The organism is Mesorhizobium sp. M0001 (assembly GCF_040324255.1).
Lineage (GTDB): Bacteria > Pseudomonadota > Alphaproteobacteria > Rhizobiales > Rhizobiaceae > Mesorhizobium.
This window is the reverse complement of record NZ_JAMYVS010000001.1, coordinates 72,606-95,989: the sequence shown is the minus strand read 5'-3', so window position 1 is coordinate 95,989 and position 23,384 is coordinate 72,606. Positions and strand designations below refer to the sequence as shown.

Here is a 23,384-nt window from a genome sequence, read left to right as displayed (position 1 = left end):
ATGCAAGCGGGGCCCAGCAATCAAGCGGCTGCAGAGCGGTCAGGAGGCTTGAGAGGCGTTGCCCCGACTGCTCTGCTGCCGCCGCGGAACTTGCTTCTCCTGTAGTCCCAGCCCCTCACACCGTGAACTGTTGGCGAGAGCCCGATGGCGTGCGCCCCGCCGCGGCTCTTCGACGAGAATGACGTGGTCGTTGTTCTCACTGAAGCGCACGACCCTTTAAATTTAGATATCTCCATTATGCCGGAACCGGGTTCGGGTTTCCGAGTTAAGAAAATGCTCGCGACGGGCAATTTTCAACAGAGGAGACGGCACAATGCCCACTGCCAAGAAAGCCAATGGCAACAACAAGGACCTGGAGGACCTTTTCCTCGATGGCCTCAAAGACATCTACTATGCCGAGAAGAAAATTCTGAAAGCCTTGCCGAAGATGGCCAAAGGCGCATCCGAAGAGCAAGTTTCGGCAGCATTCGAGAAGCACCTCGCTGAAACCGAGGGGCAGGTCGAACGTCTGGAGGAGGTCTTCGAGATTCTCGGCGCTGCCGCGCGCGGCAAAACCTGCCCGGCGATCGACGGCATCCTGGAGGAAGGATCTGAAATCCTTCAGGAGTACAAGGGTTCGACTTCGCTCGATGCAGGGCTCGTCGGTGCCGCGCAAGCCGTGGAGCACTACGAGATCGCCAGGTATGGAACCCTGATCGCCTGGGCTACGACGCTCGGCAAGGACGACGTGGTTGCGCTCCTCAATGCGACACTTGAAGAGGAGAAGGCCACCGACGAGGCGTTGACTGCCCTCGGTGAAGCCGGCGTCAACGAACGAGCGGCAGAACGGAAAGCGGCTTGATTGATCGCCTACCCAACCGCCTCGGCGACCCATGTGCCGAGGCGGTCCCGGGAGATGAAGGACATGATCACGCATATCTACAAAGGACTGGAATGTTTCCTGCTTGAGTGTTCGGCCGCGCTGGTCAGGCGCCGCGCGCTTGGCGGTTCGCGCAGCGGTCCTCGGCAGCTGCGAGAACAGCGCAGAGATGAGTTCAGGGCCCGCAAAGCCGCCGAATGAGCGCCAAGATGGAGAGTCGGATGGGCTTCTTTGGAAAATATTTCTCAGGACTGTTGAGCAAGAAATCGACTGACGGCAAGGGGAGCGGCGATATGCGGAAAGCTACCGGCGCGGGTCCGGCAATTGCCGCGCATTCCAAAGATGCAAAGACATCCGCTGCTTCCGGTCAAAGCACCAATGCTTCGAGCAAAAATGCAGATGGACGATGACAAAAGGCAAGATTTGGCTACCGACTCTAGGTCGCATCGAAGCGGCGCAAAGACGTTAAATCGTCGAGATGACCCGCATCGCAACCTTCAACGTCAATGGCGTCAACGGCCGACTGCCAGTGCTTCTCAAGTGGCTTGGCGAAACCGGCTATGACATCGTCTGCCTTCAAGAACTGAAGACCTCTGACGAAAAATTTCCCGTCGATGCGATTAGAAACGCCGGCTATGGCGCAATCTGGCACGGACAGAAGTCCTACAATGGCGTGGCAATCCTCGCTCGCGGGATTGAGCCGCTGGAACGTCGTCGAGGTCTGCCGGGCGATTCCGACGATTCGCACAGCCGCTACATCGAGGCAGATGTGAATGGGCTTGTTGTCGGCTGCCTGTATTTGCCCAATGGCAATCCAGCGCCGGGGCCGAAGTTCGACTACAAACTTCGCTGGTTCCGACGTTTGATCACCTATGGCCAGGTGCTGCTCGGCGATAGCTCACCGACCATCCTGTGCGGCGACTATAACGTCGTTCCAGGCCCGATCGACGCGGCGGTGCCGGGGCGCTGGGTTGGCGATGCCGTTTACTTCCCCGAGAGCCGGAGCGCGTACGCCGAAATGCTTGCTCAGGGCTGGATCGATGCGGTTCGTCGCATTCATCCAGAAAAGGGAATTTACACCTATTGGAACTTCTCCTACCGCGGCGGGTACGATCGGAGTTCCGGGCTCCGGATGGACCATCTCTTGCTGAGTTCATCCCTATTGGATCGCCTGAAGAATGCCGGAGTAGATGCCGAAACGCGTGCATGGGACAAGCCGAGCGATCATGCGCCAGCCTGGATAGAACTTGATTGAGCTTCCTCGGCAAGGAGCCTGAAGACCTGGTGGCGCTCCTTCGTGATTACATTTGGCCGCGCATGTCTATCGTCAACAATGAGGACTGCCGGCGCCAAGCGATCAAGGACGCAATGATGACAACCACTCAAAAGGAAGCTGAACTGATTGCGCGCCTTGCACGCCAGCATGGCGTCACTGATGGCGCTGTCATGGCTGTCCTTGAGGCGTTGCGGCGTGGTGGTGGAACCATGGCCCAGTTCAGCCACGTCGACTTCGGAGGAATGTCACAATGGTCCTCCGGCATGACGATGGTCGGCGACATGTTCGATGACAGCCTCAAGGCGAAGCTCAACACTATCGCGGCGGAGCTCTCGGCCTACCTGCGCGATCATCCCGCCAAGCCACAACGCGACGACACGAGCTATCGTTCTGCAGCTATGGCCCACGCCGGCTCATGGTGGCCTGAGGAGCTTGGGAGCCCGTCTGCCGCTGGTTCTCAAAACAATATGCGCTACGCAGCGTTTCCTGAGCAAAGCCGCCTGGTCATCGACGATCATGGAAAGATGGAGATTTATGACACAGGCGACCATCGCATATCCGGTGTTTCGCAGAGCCAGAGCACGGACTCCACCCTGACCTTTGTCAGCCAGCACGGCGTGGTCCGCGTATCTGATCTCAAGCGCGTATCTGCGACGTAGGTCAGGGCCGCTTCAATGCAGACAGTCACGCTCATCGGCTATCTCGCGACCGTCTGCTCGATGAGCAGTTTCACCCCGCAAGCCTGGAAAATCATCAGGACACGAGAGACAAGCGGCATCTCCGCACCGATGTATGCCATCACTGTGTTGGGCTTCGCCTTGTGGCTGGCCTTCGGCATCATGAAGGCAGAGTGGCCGATCATAATCACGAATGGCGTCTGTCTCCTGCTGTCAGCCTTCATTCTCACAATGACAGTCCTGCCGCAGGCTGAGAAAGACGCAGTTGCCAAGGCTTTCGACCCCGACGACTAAAGCGCGTCGCGTTTGAACGGACTCAGAAAACGCGCGCTTTGGGTCTTTGTTTTATGCATCTCGTCGTCTCAAAACCGGAGCCACTTTTGAGCGACATGCATTAGCGCTTCCAACTTTTCAGAAGCGGACCTTGGCTACCATATGCAGGATCCTTGCGCGGACGCCCCACCTTGGGGATGGTTGCGAGCGCATCGCTATGCTGATCCTTGCTCCTACATTCGTCATAAGTCCCAAACGGAGGATACGCGCCGACAACCAAAAAATCATCGGATGCCGAGAGGCATTGGTGCCCGGTGCCTGCCGGGAGGACCGCGACGTCGCCAGCCTTCAGCGACAGCGTTCGTCCTTTCTTGCCCCCAAACCGGACTTCAGCATTTCCGCGGGCAATGCCCAGAACCTCGTGTATTTGCGAATGATAGTGAACATAATCATAGATGCCGTTTCGCCAGCTATCGCCCCATCCGTTTGCCTCGAAAAGCACCTCCATGACGGCTGCTGGATCAAGTCCTTCGGGCAATTCGACGGCGCCTCGATAAACGACGAGCGGCCATGCTGGATGATTGGGTACAAGTCCATCATCCTTGAACCAGAACTCATTCGACTTTCGCTGCCTCACAAATCCGGCGACAGCTTGCTTGCGCGGTCTTGCGAAACCGGTGACGTTCTCGATCACTTTCTTGCTGGTTTCCAAAATGCTCATCGACGCTGCCTCTAAAGCAGAGGTTAGTTTAGCCGCTCGCTCAGAGCTCGACCTTTGCGTTGTCGCCCACATTCGGCTTGGCGCCGGTAACGGCCGCAAACACCATCGTTGCGGTAGCCATGATTAGCCCCGGGCTGTCCCACAATTCGCCTTCGTCGGGTTTGACCGTTATCAGACGAATCTCGGGATCATCGGCATTATCCCACCAGGCTGCGTCAGTTTTCTCCCAGAGTTCGGTGATCTTTTCCCTATCATTTGTCACTGTGGCCGGGCCTGACATCGTGACGTATTTGTAGTGGCTGTTGTCACTCCAGGCCAATGTGACCTTTGGATAGGTCGACAGTTGCTCGCTCTTGGCGCTGTCGTCATTGACGAGGAAGTATATGGCGTTTTCTTCACGGACCACACGCGCAGATAGCGGACGGGCTCGATTGTACTCGCCGTCCCAGGTCACAAACATGCAGACGTCGATGTCCTCGGCGAGTTCCCAGATGCGGTCTGTTGCCTCGGCGGGCGTGAGGTCCGTCTGCTGCTCTCGGCGGTTAGCCATAAGCGTCCTCCTGCGGGTGAATATCCTCGCTTACAACTCACGTCCCGCCACGACGTTCCAACTCACTGGGTCCTTCGGCTTGCTAAAGCGGTGGAACTTTCGAAATTGCCGGAAGTTTGGATGGCAAACGCGAGGCCATGATGGCGGACAAGACGCTTCGAACATCAAGACGGACACCCGAGCAGGACGCTAAGGGTCAGTCGGAAAAGGACCACAAGGGCGGCGGAAACGATGGCGTCGCCAGCGCCGATCCGCGGGTGATCTCCGGCAAAAAAGACGGCGACGCGACATTCCCTGTCAAGGGACCGAAGAAATAGCTATGAGCCCATTAGTCGGGCATCTGGCGGTGTCATCGATGCGCGGAGACAATTGACGAACGGGCTGACATCATTTCGCGATGACACTTTGCTACCGTCACCGACGCGGATCACCTTCAACCCTCCGGAGTTCCATGGCCGCATGACGCGCATCCGCCTCAAGGCGCTAATGGCAGCCTGGAATCACGCGACCTTTGAAAAGAGAGCGACGTCGCATCTGGCCAAACCATAGCGCCATCGGTGATCGGTTGTGGCAACCCGGCTCTGGTAGAACAGTGAAAGCTGACTGCCATCGATCATCACTGTCGAGTGGCCGTTCTCGCCCGGTTGACCTGGCTCCAACACCGGGCCGATCGAAACGTAAGGGCCGCTGACCTCGTCGGCGATGGCAAAAAACACCCGTTGCCGGTTTCCCCGAAGGCCATTCGGAAGAAAGCAAGTGGCGTTGAGAAGCACCCGGCCGTCCGGCAGCTCGATCAGTTGCGCGCCCTCAATGCCCCATTCGTAGTCGGGATCATCTCTGGTGTTATGGTGGGGAACATCGTTGTGGTCGAGGATTTTGCCGATCCGCTTCCACGGACCGAACCACGAGTCGGACTGGCTACGTGCCAGATAGATGTCGGGCTGAGGCACCCTGGTGAATTTTGGCATAGCCGAATAAACCAGGTAGCGCCCACCGCCAATGACTGCTGGATGCGGATCGTAAATGCCGTCCTCTTCCGTGTCCGGGATGGCCAGAATGGCCGGACTGAGGACTACCCAATGGAACCCGTCGTTGGAAACCGCATGCTCGCAACGGCCACCCGACTTCATGAATTCTGTCTGGATGAACATGTGGAAGACGCCGCACTCGTGGGTCACACCGGGAGCCGCAACACCAGTACCGTTGATTGGAAGTTCGATCGGCTCATGCTCGGCCCACGGCCCATAAAGATCGGGCGCCGTGGCATGCAAGATTCTCCACGTCTCGGTGGTGACCGTGCCGCTTGACCCGAAGACGTGCCAGACACGGCCATCGAAGACAGGACACGGGTCCTTGAGATCATCCACGCTTTGCGGATGAAACAGTGGAAAAACGTTGGTTTCAAAGTTGATGTTCATGTCAGCCCCGGAATTCGCCTCGGCAGTCGGAGACGCGCAGAGATACAGGCGAATCATTGATGTTAGGCACATTCTATAGCCAACGAGTTCAACGCAAATACGGCAATGCCGCTGTCCACCAGCATTCCTCGCTGAACCACGCTTTCAGTGGCGGCCGGGTTCCGACAGCCGCCCTCGCCTCCGCACCCAGATCCCGCTTCGTGCGTGGACCAAGCGGGCGACCGGGCCTTCTTCATTTCAGTTGGAACAACTCACCTGATCGAAAGTTAGGAGCTGGAACTAAGTAGTTCTCTCCATTCGCGATTAACAAATGTTAATCGTAACATAAATAGTGTCACAGAGGGAGTATGTCAATGGAAGCGGCCTTTGGCGGGGTAACCGGCAGTCAATATGTTCGTCGCGAAAATATACTGGTTTGCTTCTCCCACTTACGATGGAATTTTGTTCACCAGCGTCCGCAGCATCTCCTCACTCTCGCATCCGCTCAGCAGAGAGTGGTCTACTTTGAAGAACCCGTTTTCGAAGAATTGCCGCAGCCGCTGATGCGGACGAGCGTGGGATCGGAAAACATTCTGATTGTCACACCAGTGCTGCCGCTTGGCACGTCGGCCGCGAAAGCAGATGCCGTCCAGCGGAGATTTGTGCAGCAGACCATCGCTTCTATGCCGCATAGCCGGCTGATCGCCTGGTACTACACCCCAATGGCTCTTCGCTTTACGGAATTCCTCGACCCAGACATATGCGTCTATGACTGCATGGACGAACTCTCTGCGTTCAGGAATGCGCCCCCCGAGCTGGGCCAGATGGAAAAGGAGCTTCTGCGTCGCGCGGATCTGGTTTTCACCGGTGGTCTAAGCTTGTTCGAGACCAAGCGTCACCTCCATCCCGCCATCTTTCCATTTCCGAGCAGCATCGATGTGAGGCACTTTCACACCGCAAGACGGCCAGGAAGGGACCCAGCCGACCAGGCGGGCATTCCTTCCCCGAGGGTTGGATATTTCGGCGTCATCGACGAGCGGCTGGACGTCGATCTCGTGGCGCTAGCGGCAAAGACAATGCCGGACGTGCATTTCGTCATGCTCGGTCCGGTTGTCAAGATCGACCCTGCAAGCCTGCCGCAAGCCGAAAACCTTCATTGGCTTGGCCCGAAAGCCTACTGCGATCTGCCCGACTATCTGCGCCATTGGGACGCCGGATGGATGCCGTTTGCCCTCAACGAGGCGACGCGTTTCATCAGCCCGACCAAGACGCCGGAATTTCTCGCGGCGGGTCTGCCGGTGATCTCGACGGCAATCGTCGACGTGGTGCGCAGTTACGGTGCTGCCGGGCTGGTGGAAATCGCCGACTGTGACGATCTGGAAATCAAGCTGCGCTCCGTCCTTTCGCGACCGCGTCAGATGCTCCTGCAGCAAGTCGATGCCTATCTTGCGGACATGTCCTGGGAACGGACATGGAATGCCATGGCAGCTCACATTGAGCGCGCCTACCAACGCAAGAAGGTCGTGCCCCTTCGCAGGAGTGCATAGCCATGTTCGATTGGCTGATCGTCGGCGCGGGTTTCGCCGGCAGTGTGCTTGCCGAACGGATAGCGTCGCAGCGTCAGGAAAGCGTTTTGCTGATCGATCGCCGCAGCCATGTGGGAGGCAACGCCTATGACTGCTACAATGAAGCCGGCATCCTCATCCATCGCTACGGCCCGCACATCTTCCACACCAACAGCCAAACGATCGTGGACCACCTTTCGCAGTTCACGCAATGGCGGCCGTACGAGCACAGGGTGTTGGCGGCCGTGGACGGGCAACTGGTTCCCATACCGATCAATCTCGACACCATCAACCGGCTTTACGGGCTAGACCTGACCTCGGCACAGCTGGAGGATTTCTTCGCGTCGCGACGCGAAACGGTGGAGGATGTCCGAACGGCTGAGGACGTCGTCGTCAGCACCGTGGGGCGCGAGCTCTATGAAAAATTCTTCCGCGGCTACACAAGAAAGCAATGGGGCGTCGATCCCAGTCAGCTGAGCAAATCCGTGACGGCACGAGTGCCGACCAGGACCAACCGTGACGACCGCTATTTCAGCGACAGCTTCCAGAAAATGCCGGCCGGCGGGTACACGCGGATGTTCGAACGCATGCTCGATCATCCGAACATCAAGATCATGCTGCAGACCGACTTCCGTGAAATTCGTGAGAAGATACCGTTCAGGCGCATGGTTTATACCGGCCCGATCGATGAATATTTCGGCTGGCAGCTCGGGCACCTTCCGTATCGTTCGCTTCGTTTCGAGCACGTTACACTGGATTGCGAGCAATTTCAGCCGGTTGCCGTGGTCAATTATCCCCAGACGGAAGATTACACGCGCATTACCGAGTACAAACATCTGACCGGCCAGCAGAGTTCGCGGACCAGCCTGACCTACGAATACCCCACGGACATCGGGGACCCGTACTATCCCGTGCCCCGGCCCGAAAACGAAGTGCTCTACAAGCGCTATGAAGCGCTCGCGGCAAGCTGCCCAGACGTCTGGTTTGTTGGTCGGCTTGCAACTTACCGCTATTACAACATGGACCAGGTAGTCGGACAGGCTCTGGCCACCTTCTCGCGCATCCAAAAAAGCCTCCCGGCCTGGGCGCGCACGGACGAGCCGTTGTTGGCCGAGCCGAGAAGATAGTTTCTTTCAAGACGGAAGATCGGGCGGGTATCAGAAGGAGAAACTCGATGGATACAAACTTCAAGTCGGAAAGCCGTGAGATATTTATCGTCGGCTTGCGCAACGCGCACGCCATGGAAAATCAAGCGCTGTCGATCATGAAGCCTCAGGTCGAGCGTATAGAGAACTATCCGGAGGTGGCCGATCGCTTGCGCCGGCACATTCAGGAAACCGAAGGCCAGATCACGAGACTCGAGTCCGTCCTGGAGGGCCTTGGCGAGGAGCACTCCACCCTCAAGGACACCGCCTTGTCGATGGTTGGCAGCGTGGCCGCCATTGGACATTCGATGGCCGGCGACGAGATCATCAAGAACAGCCTGGCGAATTTCGCATTCGAGAACTACGAGATTGCTGCCTACAATTCGCTGCTGGTACTGGCCGACGCTGGGGGCTTCCAGGATGCTGAAAGGGCCCTCAAGCAGAACCTGAACGAAGAGGAAGCCATGGCCAACTGGCTCAAGGAAAATCTGAGCGACGTTACCATGCGGTATGCCAGGCTGCGCGAGGCCGGGGCGACTGCAAAAAGCTGATGCACCGCACCGGCGCGGGCGGCGTTTCGAAACAGACGCTCGCCCGCCCCTCCCTCGTTTGAGGCCTCTTCAAGGCGTCGTGTCCGCCACGAGAAGAGCTTGCTGACGGGCCAGTTCATCTGCTGTGGGTTTGCGCAGGTGTCGCCTGCCGTCAGCCTGGATGACGGAAAACAAACCGACCTCGGCATGTCGCGAATTGTCCCAGCCCGGGTAGGCCGTTATCGGGTACAGGCAAATACCCTCGATCGGCGCTCCGAGACTGATTGCGGAACGCACCTCGTCGCAGACATAATGGAGCCAAGCCGGCCCGCCGGATCCCTCGGAGCCGGTCTCCGCAATGAACATCGGCTTGCCGTATCGATGAGCAACTTCTAGCAACATTTCCGACAGGGCGCGGTACTCGTGGTGTCCCATCGGAATCGTCGGCCCGTTTACGTACCATTGATTGTGCGGGTAAAAATTCAAGCCCACGACATCGACAACATCTTCGCTCCCGCCCAACTCAGGTTCGACGCGGCCCAGCAACATGTCGTAAGCTTCGAACTGTCCCTGTCGGGCGTTTTCGGCCCGGCGCCGTTCGCTGCGGGTCCGGTCACGAGGGGCGATATGGATAAGCGGCTCGGCCCAGACAAATCTGCAGGCGGGATCGATCTCCCGCATTGCACGAACACCCGCGATGGCGGCCTTGACGAGGTGCCGCTTGAACCATCCACGTTTGTTCGGCCCCACGCGCGGGAAATAGCCGACCTCGACAGCCCATGCGAAAAACGAGATTTCGTTGATGGGGCACAACAGAGGCGATGTTCCGGTGATCGAACGGTGTACCTTGACGGCTTCTGCCGCGAACGAGGCATAGGCGTCGATGAAATGCAGCGAGCCCTGATCGACATGGTCCGGAGATCCGTAGTGAAAGATGTCCCAGATTACCTGAACACCTGCCGATCGGGCTGCCTCGACCATTGGCGCCCAACTTGACCAGTCATAGGTTCCGGGAGCGGTTTCGATCAAATGCCAACGCAGGCCGTCGCGGATGGTGCGAAGGCCGAGTTCGGCGCAGCCGCGGTAGTCGCCCAGGGCATGCAAATTATGCGAGGTCGCACGAATAAGATCGAGGCGAACGCCGTCCTTGCGCCGGTGCGAGGAGCATTCAAAGCCTGCCATGAAAAAACTGGCGAAGCGCGAAGCTTCCGGAACCGAGGCCTCCGTCTGGCGTCCCACTTCGCTCATTTTTCGAAGTCTCCTTTGGGCAATCGGCTTCGAACTCGGCCGCCTTGTCCGGACCGGGAACCGCGTTGGCGAAATACCGAATTCAGTCGGGCGCGCCCCATGTTCGTTGCTCAGTCCAGCTCGTCCTTGCGTGGCCGGGTAGTGCCGAACCCATTGGTAGAGCCTTTGTTCCGGTGGTGAACTGTCCGGGCGCCGCGTGCAAATGAGGAACAAGGAGGCCCGTCCCAAGTTCGGGGCGATGTACAGCCGCCGTCATCCACTCGAGCGGCTGCTCGGCAACAACAGAGGCATGGGATCACATGACCGTTCAGATTCGACTTTCCGAGATCGACCACGCCAGGCGCGAGGATCGTGGCGACGGCGCTTGGAGCATCGCACCGGACCTGGGTTACTTGCGGCTAGCAATCGTCAATGTCGTGTTCTTCGGCGCACCGGGCAGCGGAGATCGGAACTGGGTGCTGATCGATACCGGGTTGCCGACGTCTCGCAGCAGCATTCTAGCGGTCGCGGAAAAGCGGTTCGGCGTCAACGCACGGCCGGCTGCAATCATCCTGACCCATGGCCATTTCGACCATGTGGGAACGGTTCTAGAACTCGCAAATGGCTGGGACGTGCCTGTCTTCGCCCATCCACTCGAGCACCCCTATTTGGACGGAACCACATCCTATCCGCCACCGGATCCCTGGGTTGGGGGTGGACTGATGGCGCTGCTTTCACCGCTTTTTCCACGCGGGCCAATCGATCTTGGCAGCCGTTTGCAACCCTTGCCCGCCGATGGATCGATCCCCGGAATGCCCGGATGGCAATGGCTGCACACACCCGGACATGCCCCTGGGCATATCTCGCTCTGGCGCGAGCAAGACCGCTCGCTCATCGTAGGAGACGCTTTCATCACCACCGGTCAGGAGTCGGTCTATGAAGTCGCCATTCAGGATCTCGAGATGCACGGTCCGCCGCGCTATTTCACGCCAGACTGGGATGCAGCGGAAAGGTCCGTGAAGCATCTGGCTGCCTTGGGCCCCCAGATGGTCATCAGTGGACACGGTGCGGCTGCTGCGGGAGTGGGCATGCGTCAGGCTCTCGATAATCTGGCTGAGCGGTTCAGGGTATTCGCCGTCCCGCCGAAATTGAAATTCGTGCGAGAGCCAGCGTCGCCGATAGCTAGGCCAATCGAGCCGCCATCGTTCTGAATGGCCAGATTGGGCCAAGGCGGGACCATCGGACAGAGTAACTCGGTCCAGCGGAACAAACCCGGCCGGCGACAGTTGGGGCACTCGCTCAGGTGGCGACACCCTGCGAAGTGCCGCGAGGTTCCGCGCCATGGGGAGGCTCAGATGGAAACCCGACGAACGCATGCCTCTAGCCCGCGTTCCCGCAAAGAGAGATTGCAGAGCCGGTGTTGTTGCCATCCAGCCCTAAGTTGACACGCCAACTGCTCTGGATCGTCGGAGGCGCATTCTTGCCCGGTTGCGCGGGGGGAGTGCTCGATCCCCAAGGACCAATTGGTGTCGGCAATCGCACGATCCTTTTGAACTCGCTGGCGGTGATGCTGGTGATCGTTGTTCCCACGCTTGTTGCACTTCTGGCATTCGCCTGGAAGTTCCGCGCCTCGAACAGCAACGCCCGCTATAACCCGGAGTTCACCTATTCGGGACGCGTGGAGTTGATCGTCTGGTCGATCCCGACGCTCACCATCCTGTTCATTGGCGGTCTGATCTACTACGGATCGTATCAGCTCGATCCGCGCAAACCGATCCCTTCTAGCCAGCCGCCGCTCGACATTCAGGTGGTGGCGCTCGACTGGAAATGGCTGTTCCTCTATCCCGAGCAGGGCGTGGGCGCTGTCAATCAACTGGTTATTCCCGCCGGTGTTCCAGTGCGTTTCAAGTTGACCTCGGCCAGCGTGATGAACACGTTCTTCGTGCCCCAGCTTGGCAGCATGGTCTACGTCATGAACGGCATGCAGACCGAATTGCATCTGCAGGCCGACCGCGAGGGCAGCTTTTTCGGCCAGTCGGCGCACTTCAGCGGCGACGGCTTCTCGGATATGAATTTCAGTGTGAGCGCGGTTTCAGCCGATGCCTTCACCCGCTGGGCGTCATCGCTGCGTGGCGGGGGCGGCGTGCTCAACGCCAACGCCTATCGCGAACTCGCCCGGCAAAGCACAAATGTGGCGCCGGCTTCCTTCGGTCATGTCCAGCCTGGGCTGTTCGAAGCGGTCGTTCAGCAGACGCTCCCACCGGGTCCGGGGCCTGCTGAGAGCGCAGCCAGCGGCGAGCCACAGGTGAGCCCAAGGGCATTACCCGCGGCGGCGGCAACGATGACCCATCATCCACAAGGCGCAGAATGACGATGCTGGGCAAGCTCGACTGGTCGGCCGTTCCTTTCGATCAACCCATCCCCCTCGGCGCAGCCCTTGGCGTCTTTCTGGCAGCAGCCGCCGTGCTTGGCTGGATAACGGTGAAGGGGTACTGGCCATATCTGTGGAGCGAGTGGATAAGCTCGGTCGACCACAAGCGCATCGGCGTGATGTACATTGTGCTGGCGATGCTCATGCTTCTTCGTGGTTTTATCGATGCTATCATGATGCGCACACAACAGGTGCTGGCGATTCACGGGCCGGGCTACCTCCCGCCGGAGCATTACGACCAGATCTTTTCCGCGCACGGCACGATCATGATCTTCTTCGCCGCGATGCCGTTCATGATCGGCCTGATGAATTTCGTCGTGCCGCTGCAGCTTGGCGTACGCGATGTCGCTTTTCCGACGCTCAATTGCGTCAGTTTCTGGCTGACGGCTTCCGGAGCCCTGCTGGTCAACATCTCGCTTGTGATCGGCGAGTTCGCGCGCACCGGCTGGCTGCCCTATGCCCCTTTGTCGGAAACCACCTACTCGCCGGGCGTCGGTGTCGATTATTATCTGTGGGCGATCCAGATCTCCGGCGTCGGCACGCTGCTCACCGGTGTCAACCTGGTGACGACTATCCTCAAGATGCGGGCGCCGGGAATGGGCTATCTGCGAATGCCGATGTTCTGCTGGACCTCGCTCGCGTCCAACCTGCTCATTGTCGCAGCCTTCCCGATCCTTACCGCCACGCTCGCAATGCTGACGCTGGACCGGTATCTCGGCTTCCACTTCTTCACCAACGAAGCCGGTGGAAATCAGATGATGTTCGTCAACCTGATCTGGGCGTGGGGCCATCCCGAAGTATACATCCTGGTGCTTCCCGCCTTCGGAATCTTTTCCGAGATTTTCTCGACTTTTTCATCGAAGCCGCTGTTCGGATACCGTTCGATGGTCGCGGCCACGATGTTCATCTGCATCGTCTCGTTCATGGTCTGGCTGCATCACTTCTTCACCATGGGTGCCGGAGCGGACGTTAATGCCGCCTTCGGCATCGCCACGTCGGTCATTGCCGTGGGAACCGGTGTGAAAATCTACAACTGGCTCTTCACCATGTATGGCGGGCGCGTTCGTTTCGACACGCCGATGCTTTGGGCACTGGCTTTCGTGACCACCTTCACCGTCGGCGGCATGACTGGCGTCCTGCTTGCCGTCCCGCCGGCCGACTTCGTGCTACACAATTCCCTTTTCCTCGTCGCGCATTTCCATAACGTCATCATCTCCGGCGTGTTGTTTGGAGCATTCGCCGGCTTCACCTACTGGTTCCCCAAGGCGTTCGGCTTCCGTTTGCACGAAGGCTGGGGAAAGGCGGCATTTTGGGTCACCTTGGCCGGCTACATGCTGGTCTTCGTACCGCTCTATATTGTCGGTCTGCTCGGCATGACGCGGCGCCTGCAACATATCGATATGGACCTTTGGGCACCGTGGCTGGTGGTGGCCGCTTTCGGCGTGGTGGTGATGATCGCCGGCGCGGCGCTGCAGATCACACAGCTTTTCGTTTCGGTCCGGCATCGCGACAAGTTTCGCGACGAAACCGGCGACCCGTGGGACGGGCGTTCGCTGGAGTGGTCGACATCTTCTCCTCCTCCTGTCTTCAATTATGCACGGCTGCCTCACGTGGAAGACGAAGAGCCCTACTGGAGCATCAAGCAACGAGGGATCGAACAGAGCTCGGACGAGGAAAAGGCATATGAGCCGATCGAGATGCCTCGCAACAGCCCGACTGGCTTCGTCACCGCCTTCTTCAGCACACTGATCGGCTTCGCGCTGATCTGGCATATATGGTGGCTGGCGATCGTCGGCTTCATCGGCGCCTACGCAACCTTCGTCGTATTCGCCTGGCGCGATCATGGAGACTACGAGATCCCTGTCGACGAGGTCGCCCGCATCGATCATGACCACAAGGCAGCCCAGTTTGCCTGGCTGCGCGGGTGGGAGCGCCCGGCATGAGCGATCACGCATTCTCCGGCGACATCAGCGCCGGCACCCAGGCACGGGACCCGTATCGGCTTAATCACACCGGTCGGCATGCGGTGCGCTCTGCGACGGGCCACGGAGAAGGCGGCCCGGCCTCAAAGTTCGTCACGGTGACCTACGGCTTCTGGATCTTTCTCCTGTCCGACATCATCATGTTCTCGGCATTTTTCGCCACCTACGCCGTGCTCGCCAAGGCAACCGCCGGCGGACCGACAGGCAAGGATCTGTTCGAACCGACACGGGTTGCGGTCCAGACGGGCCTTCTGCTCACTTCGAGCTTCACCGGCGGCGTGGCAACACTCGCCACCCGTCGCAGATCAATGGCTGCCACGCAGTTCTGGCTTCTCGTCACGGGGTTGCTCGGGGCAGCGTTCCTGTTCCTGGAACTACAGGAGTTCGCGGCAATGATCGGCGAGCAGGCAGGCCCCTCGCGCAGCGCATTTCTTTCTGCCTTCTTTGCGCTCGTTGGCTGCCACGGTGCCCACGTCGGTCTCGGCCTGCTCTGGCTGGGAACGATGATGGCGCAGCTGTGGGTCAAGGGCTTTCGGCCCGACATCTTGCGGCGGCTCCACTGCTTCGGGCTCTTCTGGCACGCCCTCGACATCATCTGGGTTGCCATCTTCACCCTGGTCTATCTGCTGGGAGCATCGTCATGACCGAGTTCGAGAGCAAGACCGGCGAGTTGCAGGACCGCCGCGATTCAGCGCCGGGCGAGGAACACATAAGCGAGCACGAAACGGCTGGGGGCCTCTCGGGCTATGTGCTCGGCTTCGGCCTGGCTATCCTGCTCACGATCGCGTCATTCCTGGCGGCGCGAACCGACCTGATTTACCAGCCCGCGGTCATCTCGGCCCTGGTGGTGCTCGCCGTTGCGCAGATGGGCGTGCATCTTGTCTTCTTTCTGCACCTGACCACCGGGCCGGACAACACCAACAACATCCTGGCGCTGGCCTTCGGCGTGCTGATCGTCGCGCTGGTGGTTCTGGGCTCTATCTGGATCATGGCCCATCTGAATGAAAACATGGCTGCCATGACACCCCATCAAGCCGGAACCATGCCTTGAACGCTCCCCGCGAACGCACGGCCGCCCGCAGCGCCATTCGCACGGATGGCCCCAGGAGACAAAAGGCTCGTCAGATCTCGTGCTTTGGCTGGGCTGCGCGTAGGGCATCAAGCGCTAAGCGAACCGCATCGATGCCTGAGACGCTGGGCTGGATAGGCCTGAAAATCAGGCGGCCGTTCCGGTAGTCCAGGCCCAACGCCTTGCTGTTCCGCCATTGGGACGCCGACGGCTTGTTCCGAGGGGTGATCGCGATGGCCTCGGGACCGACATCGACTTTGCCGACGCCCAATTCCGACGCTGCTATTCGCAACCTGGTAAATTCCAGCAAAAGGGCTACTTCGCCAGGCATGTCTCCAAAGCGGTCCTCGAGCTCTTCGCTGAATGTATCGAGGTCCGGCTCCGAACGGATGCGGGAGAGCCGCGCATAGAGGCCAACGCGCACCGTAGGCTCGTCGACATAGCTCTCGGGAAAAGCCCCCTTTCCCGAGCCATTGATCTCGGCAAGTTGCTTGCTGAAGTTGGCCCCTCCGCCAGCCGCCGAGACCGCCCGCTCCAGCAAGTGCTCGTACAAGCCCACTCCGATCAGCTTCATATGCCCGGCCTGGTCTTCGCCGAAAAGATCTCCGGCGCCACGCAGGTCGAGGTCTCTTTGACTGATTGCCAGGCCGGAGCCGAGCCGATCGAGCGCAAGCATCGTCGAAAGCCGGGCCCTGGTGCCGTCGGCCAGTTCAACGCCAGGCTGGGTCAGAAGAAACGCAACGGCCTGCACCGCCCCCCTTCCGACCCGGCCCCGCAACTGGTGCAACTGCGCCAGACCGAACCGGTCGGGGCGCCAAACGATGATGGTGTTGGCCCGCGGCACATCGAGGCCGCTCTCGATGATGTCGGTGCTCAACAAAATGTCGCCATCACCGTCGGCGAATCCGACCATGACTTCGTCCAGCTGTCTCCCCTTCATTTCACCATGCGCCGTCTTGACCCCGAGTTCCGGCACCAGTCTGTTCAGCTGGTCACAGGCCGGGGCAATATCCTCGATCCGCGGGACCACGAAGAAGCTCTGTCCACCCCGGTGAAATTCACGCAGGAGGGCCGCGCGCACCGATGCTGGATCGAACGCTGCCAAGATCGTGCGAACGGGACGTCGTTTGGCGGGCGGAGAGCTTAGAACGCTGACGTCCTGGATGCCCGACAACGCCGATTGCAGCGTCCGGGGTATCGGTGTGGCGCTCATGCTCAGCGTATGGAGGCGAGGCGTCATGGTCCGCAGGGCCCGCTTCAACTTGACCCCGAACCGGTGCTCCTCGTCGATCACCAGCAGTCCAAGATTGGCGAAGGTGACGCTCCTGGACGCCAGGGCCTGAGTACCCACAACGACCGCAACCTGGCCGCTCCGCAGACCCTCTTTTGCCGCTCTCGCCTCCGCTGCCCCGACCATCCTAGAAAGGTGGGCGACCTGCAGGCCGGTTCCTGCGAAGCGGCGGCTGAACGTCTCATAGTGCTGTCGTGCCAACACCGTTGTCGGCGCTATGATAGCAACCTGTTTCCCGCAGAAAGCCGCGGCGGCGCAAGCACGCAGGGCGACCTCTGTCTTGCCGAAGCCGACATCGCCGCAGACGAGCCGGTTCATTGTTCTTCCCGACGAAAGATCATCGAGCACAGCGCGGATGGCGGCCGCTTGGTCGGGCGTCTCCGTATAGGGAAATCTCGCCGCAAAACGGGCCAAGTCCGTGCGGGAGGGCTTTATGATCTCGGCAGGCTGGCTGGACCTGATTTTGGCAAGACTCAAGAGGCGTTTGGCCAGCCTGTCGATCTCGCGCAACGCAGCTTCGCGTCGCTTCGGCCAGCCCTCGCCTTTGAGGCGATCAAGCGACACTGCCTCCGGTTCCGAGCCGTAGCGCCATATTCGTCCAAAGTCGTCGACCGGAACCAGCAAGGAAGCCCCGCCATGATATTCCAGTCTGACGACATCCTGTTGCTGGCCAGCCAACTCGACCTGTTCGACCGCGGCGAGCACGCCCAGGCCATGGTCTTCATGGACGACGACATCGCCAATGCGCAACTCGGGTTCGAGTATGCCCGTGGTCGCGCTCCCGCTCGCCTTTAACGCGGGCCCAAACAGGTCGGATGCGGCCACCACGGCGATATTGGATTGCGCGTCGACAAACCCTTCGTCGAGGACGAATTCAGCCTTGAGAACAGAGCCCCTCGCGGCCGAAAGGATTTGCGGCAAGTCGGCCGCTTCCTCTGCCCGCCGGCCTAGTCTCCTATCGAGCAGGCGATCTGCTCGCTGCAGTTCAGAGGCATCGCCGGTGAACACTACTCTGACTCCGGCACTCGTCTGCCCTCTGATGAATTCCGCGAAATCATGCCCGGGTCGGGCCTGGCGGAAGAATTTGGGAACTCCCACGGCAGAAACGGCTAGTCTCACGCAGCAGCGGTTAAGCAGAGCAGCGTCCCACTCTTCACGGGATAGGTAAAATCGTCCCGGCAAACGTTTTTTCGTTCCGGCTGCCTCCTGCCTGGCACGACGTGCATCCTCGACCAGATCCAGAATTCTGCCGAGCGGCTGCCCGTCGGTCCCTTCAAGGAAGGAGATCGAAGCGCTGGATGCCGCATCGAAGACGGATGGCATAGCGCCATACGATGCGACCAGGCGCTCCTCCATCGACGTCGTGCGCATCGCTGTCAACTCAGGATGCTCACCAGCTTTAAAGATCAGCTCGGATGCCGGTCCGACCGTAATCGAGTCTCGAACCTGATCGCTGAGCTGACTGAGCGGGTCGTAGGTCTTGAGCTGCCGGATGCAGGCATCGGGATCAACGATGACGCGAACGGGGCCATCCGCGCCAGCAGGGAAAATATCGATGAGATCGCCCCGAAAGGCTATCTCACCCGGTTCGTCGACCCTCTCGTCGACGACATAGCCAATGGCTTCGGACCAGGTTCTGAAATCGTCACGGTCGAGCTTTTGTCCCACCTCCAGAATTGTGAAACCGCCAGCGATGACCGGAGCAGGCGGCACCCGCTGCAGAATGGCTTCGAGCGACATTACAGCGATGCGCGGGCGATCCGGCTTCGTTGCGATCTCACGCAACGCACGAAGCCTTCGCCCCATATTGGCGCGTGTGGGCCACACCCTGTCGTAAGGCAGGCAATCCCAGGACGGCAGCAAGATTATATCCGCGTCAGGCAGGAACTGACGCAAGGCGCCGGCGATCTCCTCGGCACTGCGTTCCGAGGGAGCTATATGGATGATGTGCTTGTCCCGACTGGTCTCCAGGCCACGGGCCAGCGCTACCGCGATTGCTGAGGATGGCGGTCCGCCGTGCTCTATCGCAAACCCGCTGTCATCCGTGTGATCGATTTGTTCGACATCCGTCCGCGAAATATGCCTGTTCACTGAAATCTCACCTTGCCACTGAGACAACGTCAGCGGAGCCACCCCGTTCCTGGCGGCGCATCAAAGAGTTCCAGGACGGGCTGCGGGTGCAGCCCTTGAATGGGCGGAGCGACAGGGTCAAAGCTGCGCCGTGATCGGCGAACTCCTGGGGCTGGCTGCCCAGCGGGAAAATTTCTAGCCGAGCCTATGTCATAGGTTAATGCATTGCTGCCTTGCTCACCTATGGCTGTCCTAAAAAACTGGTGCTTCGATCATTCCGGGATCTTCAACCACGCTCGACGCTGGCAAAACGCTCCAGGCATGGGACCATGCCGCACGGCGGCGCCTTCTGCCGCCGCGCATATGTCCCCATGCCAGTCGGAACTTTTGGCGCGGATAATAGTTCGATCACCAACATCAGCCAGGTAGTCAATTTGTTCCCCACCTCATCCTCGGATGTACTCATTCGCAAGCTTCAGACCATCTCGGATCTTCGAGAGGCCGACATCGGCGTTCTGAAAGGCATTCCGATCCAGGAGAAGGAATATTTGGCCAACCACGATCTGGTGCGTGAGGGCGACCGTCCTGTTTACTCGTTTGTCGTTCTTGATGGCTTGGTCGGTTCCACCAAACATACGGGCGAAGGAAAGCGACAAATCACATCATTCTTCGTCGCCGGCGACATTCCTGATCTGCATGGGCTGCATCTGTCGGTCATGGATTGTAACTTCTCGACCCTTACGCCGGCGCGAATAGGTTTCATGCGGCATGACACCCTGCGTGCCGTTTGCGACCAGCACCCTCGCATCGCCACCGCTTTTTGGCGGTCGACGTTGATAGATGCCGCGATTTATAGGGAGTGGGTCATCAATGTGGGAAGACGCGAGGCATACACCCGCATGGCTCACATCCTGTGCGAACTGATTTTTCGCTTGCGCTCCATGGGGCGCATTGAGGATCACGTGGCGGATATCCCCATTACACAGGCGGCCCTTGGCGATGCGCTGGGTTTGTCCACGGTCCACGTCAACCGGATGCTCCAGGAACTACGACGCAGAGGCCTCATTGCCACCTCGGGATCAAAAGTTCACGCACTGGACTGGGCTGGCCTCACTCACGCAGGAGATTTCGACACGACCTACCTGCACCAAAGGAACCCCGCAGATTAGCAGTGACGGAAGCTCTCCGATGGCACGATTTTTCTTCGACAGCGGCGATGGCGATCTCATCTTCGAGGACGAAATAGGTGTCGAATGCGCTGGCCTCGAAGAGGTCCGCCGCGCGGGATTCGAGGGCCTTGTCGACCTCACGAGAGAGTCACTGAAGAGCGTCGACGGGCAGCAATTGTTTATCGAAGTGCGTGATGAAAACGGCGCCAAGATTTTGCGGCTGAGCCTCTCGCTTCGGGTAAAATCGAACGTATAAATTTGCACTCTACGCGCAGCGTTAGGCGAGCGGACTGGGACTGCAAACATCCACTGGCATGTCGTGTCTCAAAACCAGGCCACTTTTGAGCGACATGCATTAACCCATAGATTGTGCCTCGATTTGTGTACAGGACAGGGAACCATCAAAGAGCCGCCGAGTTCGTCCAACGGACAAGCCCGGAATCTAACGTGGAAGAAATCGGCAAGGCACAACAAAAGGTCATAGCCCGCCTCATACGGGAGTGGATTTCATCGGACGCCAATCGTCGCCAGCTTCGCCAGTTGCTGGATCTGCCGACAGATGCGGACATGCCCAGCGAGCATCGGTCATTGCTTGATGAACTCGACCGAAAGCTCAACCAATGAGCGCCCCTGCTTTCGGGAGGGCTTCCGAGTGGATGCGAGCCGGTGGCGAGGGAAAGGAGCTGAGGTCGACATCTGGTTGAGGCCGCCGACATTTGACCCAAGCAGACGCGAACGCTTTACGCCGGACGGCGCCGATTGGCCGAAGAAAGAATGTTCGGTGGTTTCGTGGAGCCGCGGTCCGATTCCTAGAGGTGAGTTTCTGCACCTTGCTGCGCGTTTAAAAGTTGAGAAACGGCAGTTACGATCTGCGGCAGAAAAAAGGGCTTGGTGATCATTATGCTGTTGGGCACACCTTCCGCTCCCCAGTGTACCGCGCTGTCGCCACTGATATAGACAACCGGGATGGTCGAGTTGGACCTTCGCAAGTGCCGAGCGACCTCCCACCCCGACTGTCCTGCTCCCAGACGGATGTCCGTGAGCACGGCCTTGAACTTGGTCGGATCGGGGTCGAAAGCCGCCAGCGCCTCGGCGGCACTCCGAGTGCCGACGACCTGGAAGCCGGCCTCCTCCAAAGCTGACTCGAGGTCGAGCAGGATCATTGTCTCATCTTCGACGATCAGAACAGCACCTTCGCTCATCCGGAATCTCCCCAAGCCGCCACCGCTAATACGAGTTCGGCGTCAACTTGGTTCCATCTGACGCGCAGCAGCCTGTTGGTATCGAAGCTCTACGCTGCCTCGATTGCGCGGCGGACTTGTGACGTCGGGAAGCCACCCTGGAAAAGGCCGACACCGGCTTAGCTGCTTCGACAGCCTTGGACAATGAGGCTGAATTACATGTTGTAGCCGACGCTTAACCGTTGCCAACGAGGTCGCTTTGATCAAGCGTTCTCCTGATCTCCAGAAGCTTGCTGGATCTGCGTCATCACCTTTTGGGGATCCACATTCTCGGCGAGTTCCGGCAGCTCTTTGTCGGCCGGGGTCGAGATATTCAGACGCGCCGTCAAGGCAGCCACCATCTCGATCAGCCGCGTGGTTTCATGTTCGTTCAGAAGGCTGATCTGCAAATCCAGTTCGGCTCGCCGCTCGCTGTGTGCGGCCATTCTGTTCTGATTGATCAGCACGAAAGTAGACAGGAAGATTGCCTCAACCGAGGCGACCATGGCTAGGATCACGAAAGTCGGGTCCCAAGCTGGGACGGCTGGTATCGCGCCAAGGTTCGCGAGGACCCAGACGACAAGAATTGCAAGGTGCAGATAGACGAAAGTCATGCTTCCCGCGAAGCGCGAAACGGCGCCGGCGACCCACGCTTGAACGCCTTGGTGCTCCTCTTGCTGTCGCCTGTGCTCCACCAGGGCCTGTATGTTCTGGTGGAGCACCGACTGCATGTCGGCTGGACGTTGGTCGCTCATTGAAAGCCCCATTTGGAGATCATTCCGTGCAAGCGGCGTCGCTTATCGCCGGTGGCTCCCACGAGGCCGGATCTGCCTTGAACTCGACGGCACGAGACTTGGGTCGCTGCCGACGGCCCCCTTGGGACAAGGCGTGCCCTCCTGCAATAGTGTGCACCATGCCGACCACTGCCTGCGGGGCGCTCTGATGAACCATATGGCCGGCGCCCGGAACCACCTCAAGGAGAGACCCACCGACTTCCGCGTGCAAGCGTCGTGCATCGCGTTGCGCGTCGAACAACCGGTCCCCGGATCCCGCCATGATGCCGGTGGGCACGGCAATGTCCTTATAGTTGGCCTTTCCCAACAAGGACGCGGCCAGCATCGATGCTGTCTCCAGAGAAACCGCCCGCAATTGGGAAGGGCGGCTGGCGACATCTTTGGCGAGTGCGGCGAAGTCGCCGGCGACGACGGCGGGTTTAAAGATCTTCTCCATTGCCCAATGCCAAGCAAGCCTTACAAGCGGCGGCAGCAAGGTGTGACGAAACGCGGTGCCGATCACAGGCAATGCAGGGAGTGCGGCCAGTGCAAGATCCAGCCGCGGTGGCGGATAGTAGTAGCCCGAGACCAGCACGATGCCGGCGACCGACGGAGAATGCCTGCGCGCCAATTCGAGGGCGATCCAAGCTCCCCAGGAATGTCCAAGCACGAGGTATTTCTCTATACCCAGCCCGCAGGCGGCGGCATGTATAAGGTCGGCTTGGTCGCGAGCGGACCAACGCCGGCCGCGCGGCCGTGAGCTTCGCCCAAAACCGGGACGATCAAATGCAAGCACCCGATAGGTCTTTGCCGCCTCATCGAAGATGCCGCTCGACTTGAAATCCTCCGCCATGGATCCATTGCCATGCAGGAGAAGCAGCGGCATGCCGGTTCCGGCTTCGATAAAATGCAGGCGCACACCATCGATCTCCATCACACGTCCGCATGCCCGGCCGGCAATCGCACGTTTGGCGCGGATGGCGTTGTATGCCGCCAGCGCCGCCAACGAGGCCGCGAGCAACCCGGTCGCGAGTTTCGGTCCATCTCTGTCGAACGCCATGCCCGTGCCTGTTGGAAACTATCTGCCGACCCCAACTCTCGGGGCGAAAGCTTGTTCCGCCAGACAAGACAACGCTGTACAACCGGCTCAAGCGGCTAA

General features: G+C 59.4%; 26 protein-coding genes. 18 read left to right on the top strand and 8 right to left on the bottom strand.

The genetic code is table 11. From position 1 onward, the window contains the following. The first annotated feature begins 313 nt into the window (after positions 1–313). The 6 genes from NKK50_RS00480 to NKK50_RS00455 all read left to right on the top strand — a co-directional run bounded on the left by NKK50_RS00480 (position 314) and on the right by NKK50_RS00455 (position 3,106). Complete coding sequence (locus NKK50_RS00480) at positions 314–841, top strand: YciE/YciF ferroxidase family protein (protein ID WP_023681150.1); 528 nt, start codon at positions 314–316, stop codon at positions 839–841. A gap of 54 nt (positions 842–895) precedes the next feature. Beyond that, on the top strand, positions 896–1,060 hold the full coding sequence (locus NKK50_RS00475; RefSeq protein ID WP_352543007.1) for a hypothetical protein: 165 nt from the start codon (positions 896–898) through the stop codon (positions 1,058–1,060). Continuing rightward, the gene (locus NKK50_RS00470; protein WP_245259911.1) at positions 1,057–1,269 is read left to right on the top strand and encodes a hypothetical protein; all 213 of its coding nucleotides are present in this window, start codon (positions 1,057–1,059) and stop codon (positions 1,267–1,269) included. Before NKK50_RS00475 ends, NKK50_RS00470 begins: the two co-directional genes overlap by 4 nt. A gap of 68 nt (positions 1,270–1,337) precedes the next feature. Next, complete coding sequence (xth, locus tag NKK50_RS00465) at positions 1,338–2,114, top strand: exodeoxyribonuclease III (RefSeq protein ID WP_352543006.1); 777 nt, start codon at positions 1,338–1,340, stop codon at positions 2,112–2,114. Continuing rightward, a complete protein-coding gene (locus tag NKK50_RS00460; RefSeq protein WP_352543005.1) occupies positions 2,111–2,794 on the top strand; it encodes a hypothetical protein in 684 nt (227 codons plus the stop codon). Before xth ends, NKK50_RS00460 begins: the two co-directional genes overlap by 4 nt. Positions 2,795–2,809: 15 nt before the next feature. Beyond that, a complete protein-coding gene (locus tag NKK50_RS00455; protein ID WP_023687830.1) occupies positions 2,810–3,106 on the top strand; it encodes a SemiSWEET family sugar transporter in 297 nt (98 codons plus the stop codon). A gap of 100 nt (positions 3,107–3,206) precedes the next feature. On the opposite strand, the gene NKK50_RS00450 is transcribed toward NKK50_RS00455, so the two are convergent. Continuing rightward, positions 3,207–3,806, bottom strand: a complete 600-nt coding sequence (locus tag NKK50_RS00450; RefSeq protein WP_352543004.1) for a cupin — start codon at positions 3,804–3,806, stop codon at positions 3,207–3,209. A 40-nt stretch (positions 3,807–3,846) separates the two neighbouring features. Further along, positions 3,847–4,356, bottom strand: coding sequence for a pyridoxamine 5'-phosphate oxidase family protein (locus NKK50_RS00445; RefSeq protein ID WP_023700023.1), 510 nt, complete (start codon positions 4,354–4,356; stop codon positions 3,847–3,849). A gap of 140 nt (positions 4,357–4,496) precedes the next feature. Here NKK50_RS00445 and NKK50_RS00440 point away from each other — a divergent pair, with 140 nt between their 5' ends. Beyond that, positions 4,497–4,673 (top strand): hypothetical protein, encoded by a 177-nt coding sequence (locus NKK50_RS00440; protein WP_155922451.1) that lies wholly within the window; start codon positions 4,497–4,499, stop codon positions 4,671–4,673. 183 nt (positions 4,674–4,856) lie between these two features. Here the strand turns inward: NKK50_RS00440 and NKK50_RS00435 are convergent, their stop codons facing one another. Further along, on the bottom strand, positions 4,857–5,774 hold the full coding sequence (locus NKK50_RS00435; RefSeq protein ID WP_023700021.1) for a glycoside hydrolase family protein: 918 nt from the start codon (positions 5,772–5,774) through the stop codon (positions 4,857–4,859). 353 nt (positions 5,775–6,127) lie between these two features. Between NKK50_RS00435 and NKK50_RS00430 the strand changes: the two genes are divergently transcribed. From NKK50_RS00430 to NKK50_RS00420, 3 genes are read left to right on the top strand one after another with little or no spacing between them, the layout of a single operon-like run. Further along, on the top strand, positions 6,128–7,300 hold the full coding sequence (locus NKK50_RS00430; RefSeq protein ID WP_031244114.1) for a glycosyltransferase family protein: 1,173 nt from the start codon (positions 6,128–6,130) through the stop codon (positions 7,298–7,300). A gap of 2 nt (positions 7,301–7,302) precedes the next feature. Further along, positions 7,303–8,445, top strand: coding sequence for a UDP-galactopyranose mutase (glf, locus tag NKK50_RS00425; RefSeq protein ID WP_023668033.1), 1,143 nt, complete (start codon positions 7,303–7,305; stop codon positions 8,443–8,445). A 47-nt stretch (positions 8,446–8,492) separates the two neighbouring features. Then, positions 8,493–9,014, top strand: a complete 522-nt coding sequence (locus NKK50_RS00420; RefSeq protein ID WP_352543003.1) for a ferritin-like domain-containing protein — start codon at positions 8,493–8,495, stop codon at positions 9,012–9,014. 69 nt (positions 9,015–9,083) lie between these two features. On the opposite strand, the gene NKK50_RS00415 is transcribed toward NKK50_RS00420, so the two are convergent. After that, positions 9,084–10,241: a hypothetical protein gene (locus tag NKK50_RS00415; protein WP_023691420.1), complete on the bottom strand. Its 1,158-nt coding sequence runs from the start codon at positions 10,239–10,241 to the stop codon at positions 9,084–9,086. A 299-nt stretch (positions 10,242–10,540) separates the two neighbouring features. On the opposite strand from NKK50_RS00415, the gene NKK50_RS00410 reads away from it, so the two are divergent. From NKK50_RS00410 to cyoD, 5 genes are all read left to right on the top strand, one after another. Further along, positions 10,541–11,431 carry an MBL fold metallo-hydrolase gene (locus NKK50_RS00410; RefSeq protein ID WP_023668030.1) on the top strand — a complete coding sequence of 297 codons (891 nt, stop codon included), beginning with the start codon at positions 10,541–10,543 and terminating at the stop codon, positions 11,429–11,431. A 194-nt stretch (positions 11,432–11,625) separates the two neighbouring features. After that, on the top strand, positions 11,626–12,591 hold the full coding sequence (gene cyoA, locus NKK50_RS00405) for a ubiquinol oxidase subunit II (RefSeq protein WP_198024395.1): 966 nt from the start codon (positions 11,626–11,628) through the stop codon (positions 12,589–12,591). A gap of 2 nt (positions 12,592–12,593) precedes the next feature. Next, complete coding sequence (gene cyoB / locus NKK50_RS00400) at positions 12,594–14,594, top strand: cytochrome o ubiquinol oxidase subunit I (protein ID WP_352514042.1); 2,001 nt, start codon at positions 12,594–12,596, stop codon at positions 14,592–14,594. Then, positions 14,591–15,277 carry a cytochrome (ubi)quinol oxidase subunit III gene (locus NKK50_RS00395; RefSeq protein ID WP_023668027.1) on the top strand — a complete coding sequence of 229 codons (687 nt, stop codon included), beginning with the start codon at positions 14,591–14,593 and terminating at the stop codon, positions 15,275–15,277. The genes cyoB and NKK50_RS00395 overlap by 4 nt, the downstream gene beginning before the upstream one ends. Then, positions 15,274–15,684, top strand: coding sequence for a cytochrome o ubiquinol oxidase subunit IV (gene cyoD, locus NKK50_RS00390; protein WP_023668026.1), 411 nt, complete (start codon positions 15,274–15,276; stop codon positions 15,682–15,684). Before NKK50_RS00395 ends, cyoD begins: the two co-directional genes overlap by 4 nt. 70 nt (positions 15,685–15,754) lie before the next feature. Here cyoD and NKK50_RS00385 read toward each other — a convergent pair whose 3' ends face one another. Beyond that, complete coding sequence (locus NKK50_RS00385; RefSeq protein ID WP_352543002.1) at positions 15,755–19,084, bottom strand: DEAD/DEAH box helicase; 3,330 nt, start codon at positions 19,082–19,084, stop codon at positions 15,755–15,757. Positions 19,085–19,296: 212 nt separating this feature from the next. Here NKK50_RS00385 and NKK50_RS00380 point away from each other — a divergent pair, with 212 nt between their 5' ends. The 3 genes from NKK50_RS00380 to NKK50_RS00370 all read left to right on the top strand — a co-directional run bounded on the left by NKK50_RS00380 (position 19,297) and on the right by NKK50_RS00370 (position 20,856). After that, positions 19,297–20,232, top strand: coding sequence for a Crp/Fnr family transcriptional regulator (locus NKK50_RS00380; protein WP_245260109.1), 936 nt, complete (start codon positions 19,297–19,299; stop codon positions 20,230–20,232). A gap of 19 nt (positions 20,233–20,251) precedes the next feature. After that, positions 20,252–20,488 carry a DUF6894 family protein gene (locus NKK50_RS00375; protein ID WP_023668023.1) on the top strand — a complete coding sequence of 79 codons (237 nt, stop codon included), beginning with the start codon at positions 20,252–20,254 and terminating at the stop codon, positions 20,486–20,488. Positions 20,489–20,679: 191 nt separating this feature from the next. Continuing rightward, entirely contained in the window at positions 20,680–20,856 is a 177-nt protein-coding gene (locus NKK50_RS00370; protein WP_023687819.1) for a hypothetical protein, read from the top strand. Positions 20,857–21,041: 185 nt separating this feature from the next. On the opposite strand, the gene NKK50_RS00365 is transcribed toward NKK50_RS00370, so the two are convergent. From NKK50_RS00365 to NKK50_RS00355, 3 genes are all read right to left on the bottom strand, one after another. Further along, positions 21,042–21,434, bottom strand: a complete 393-nt coding sequence (locus tag NKK50_RS00365; RefSeq protein ID WP_023714651.1) for a response regulator — start codon at positions 21,432–21,434, stop codon at positions 21,042–21,044. A gap of 242 nt (positions 21,435–21,676) precedes the next feature. Next, positions 21,677–22,207, bottom strand: coding sequence for a DUF1003 domain-containing protein (locus NKK50_RS00360; protein ID WP_023681128.1), 531 nt, complete (start codon positions 22,205–22,207; stop codon positions 21,677–21,679). 19 nt (positions 22,208–22,226) lie between these two features. Beyond that, entirely contained in the window at positions 22,227–23,285 is a 1,059-nt protein-coding gene (locus NKK50_RS00355; protein ID WP_023714653.1) for an alpha/beta fold hydrolase, read from the bottom strand. Positions 23,286–23,384 lie beyond the last annotated feature (99 nt).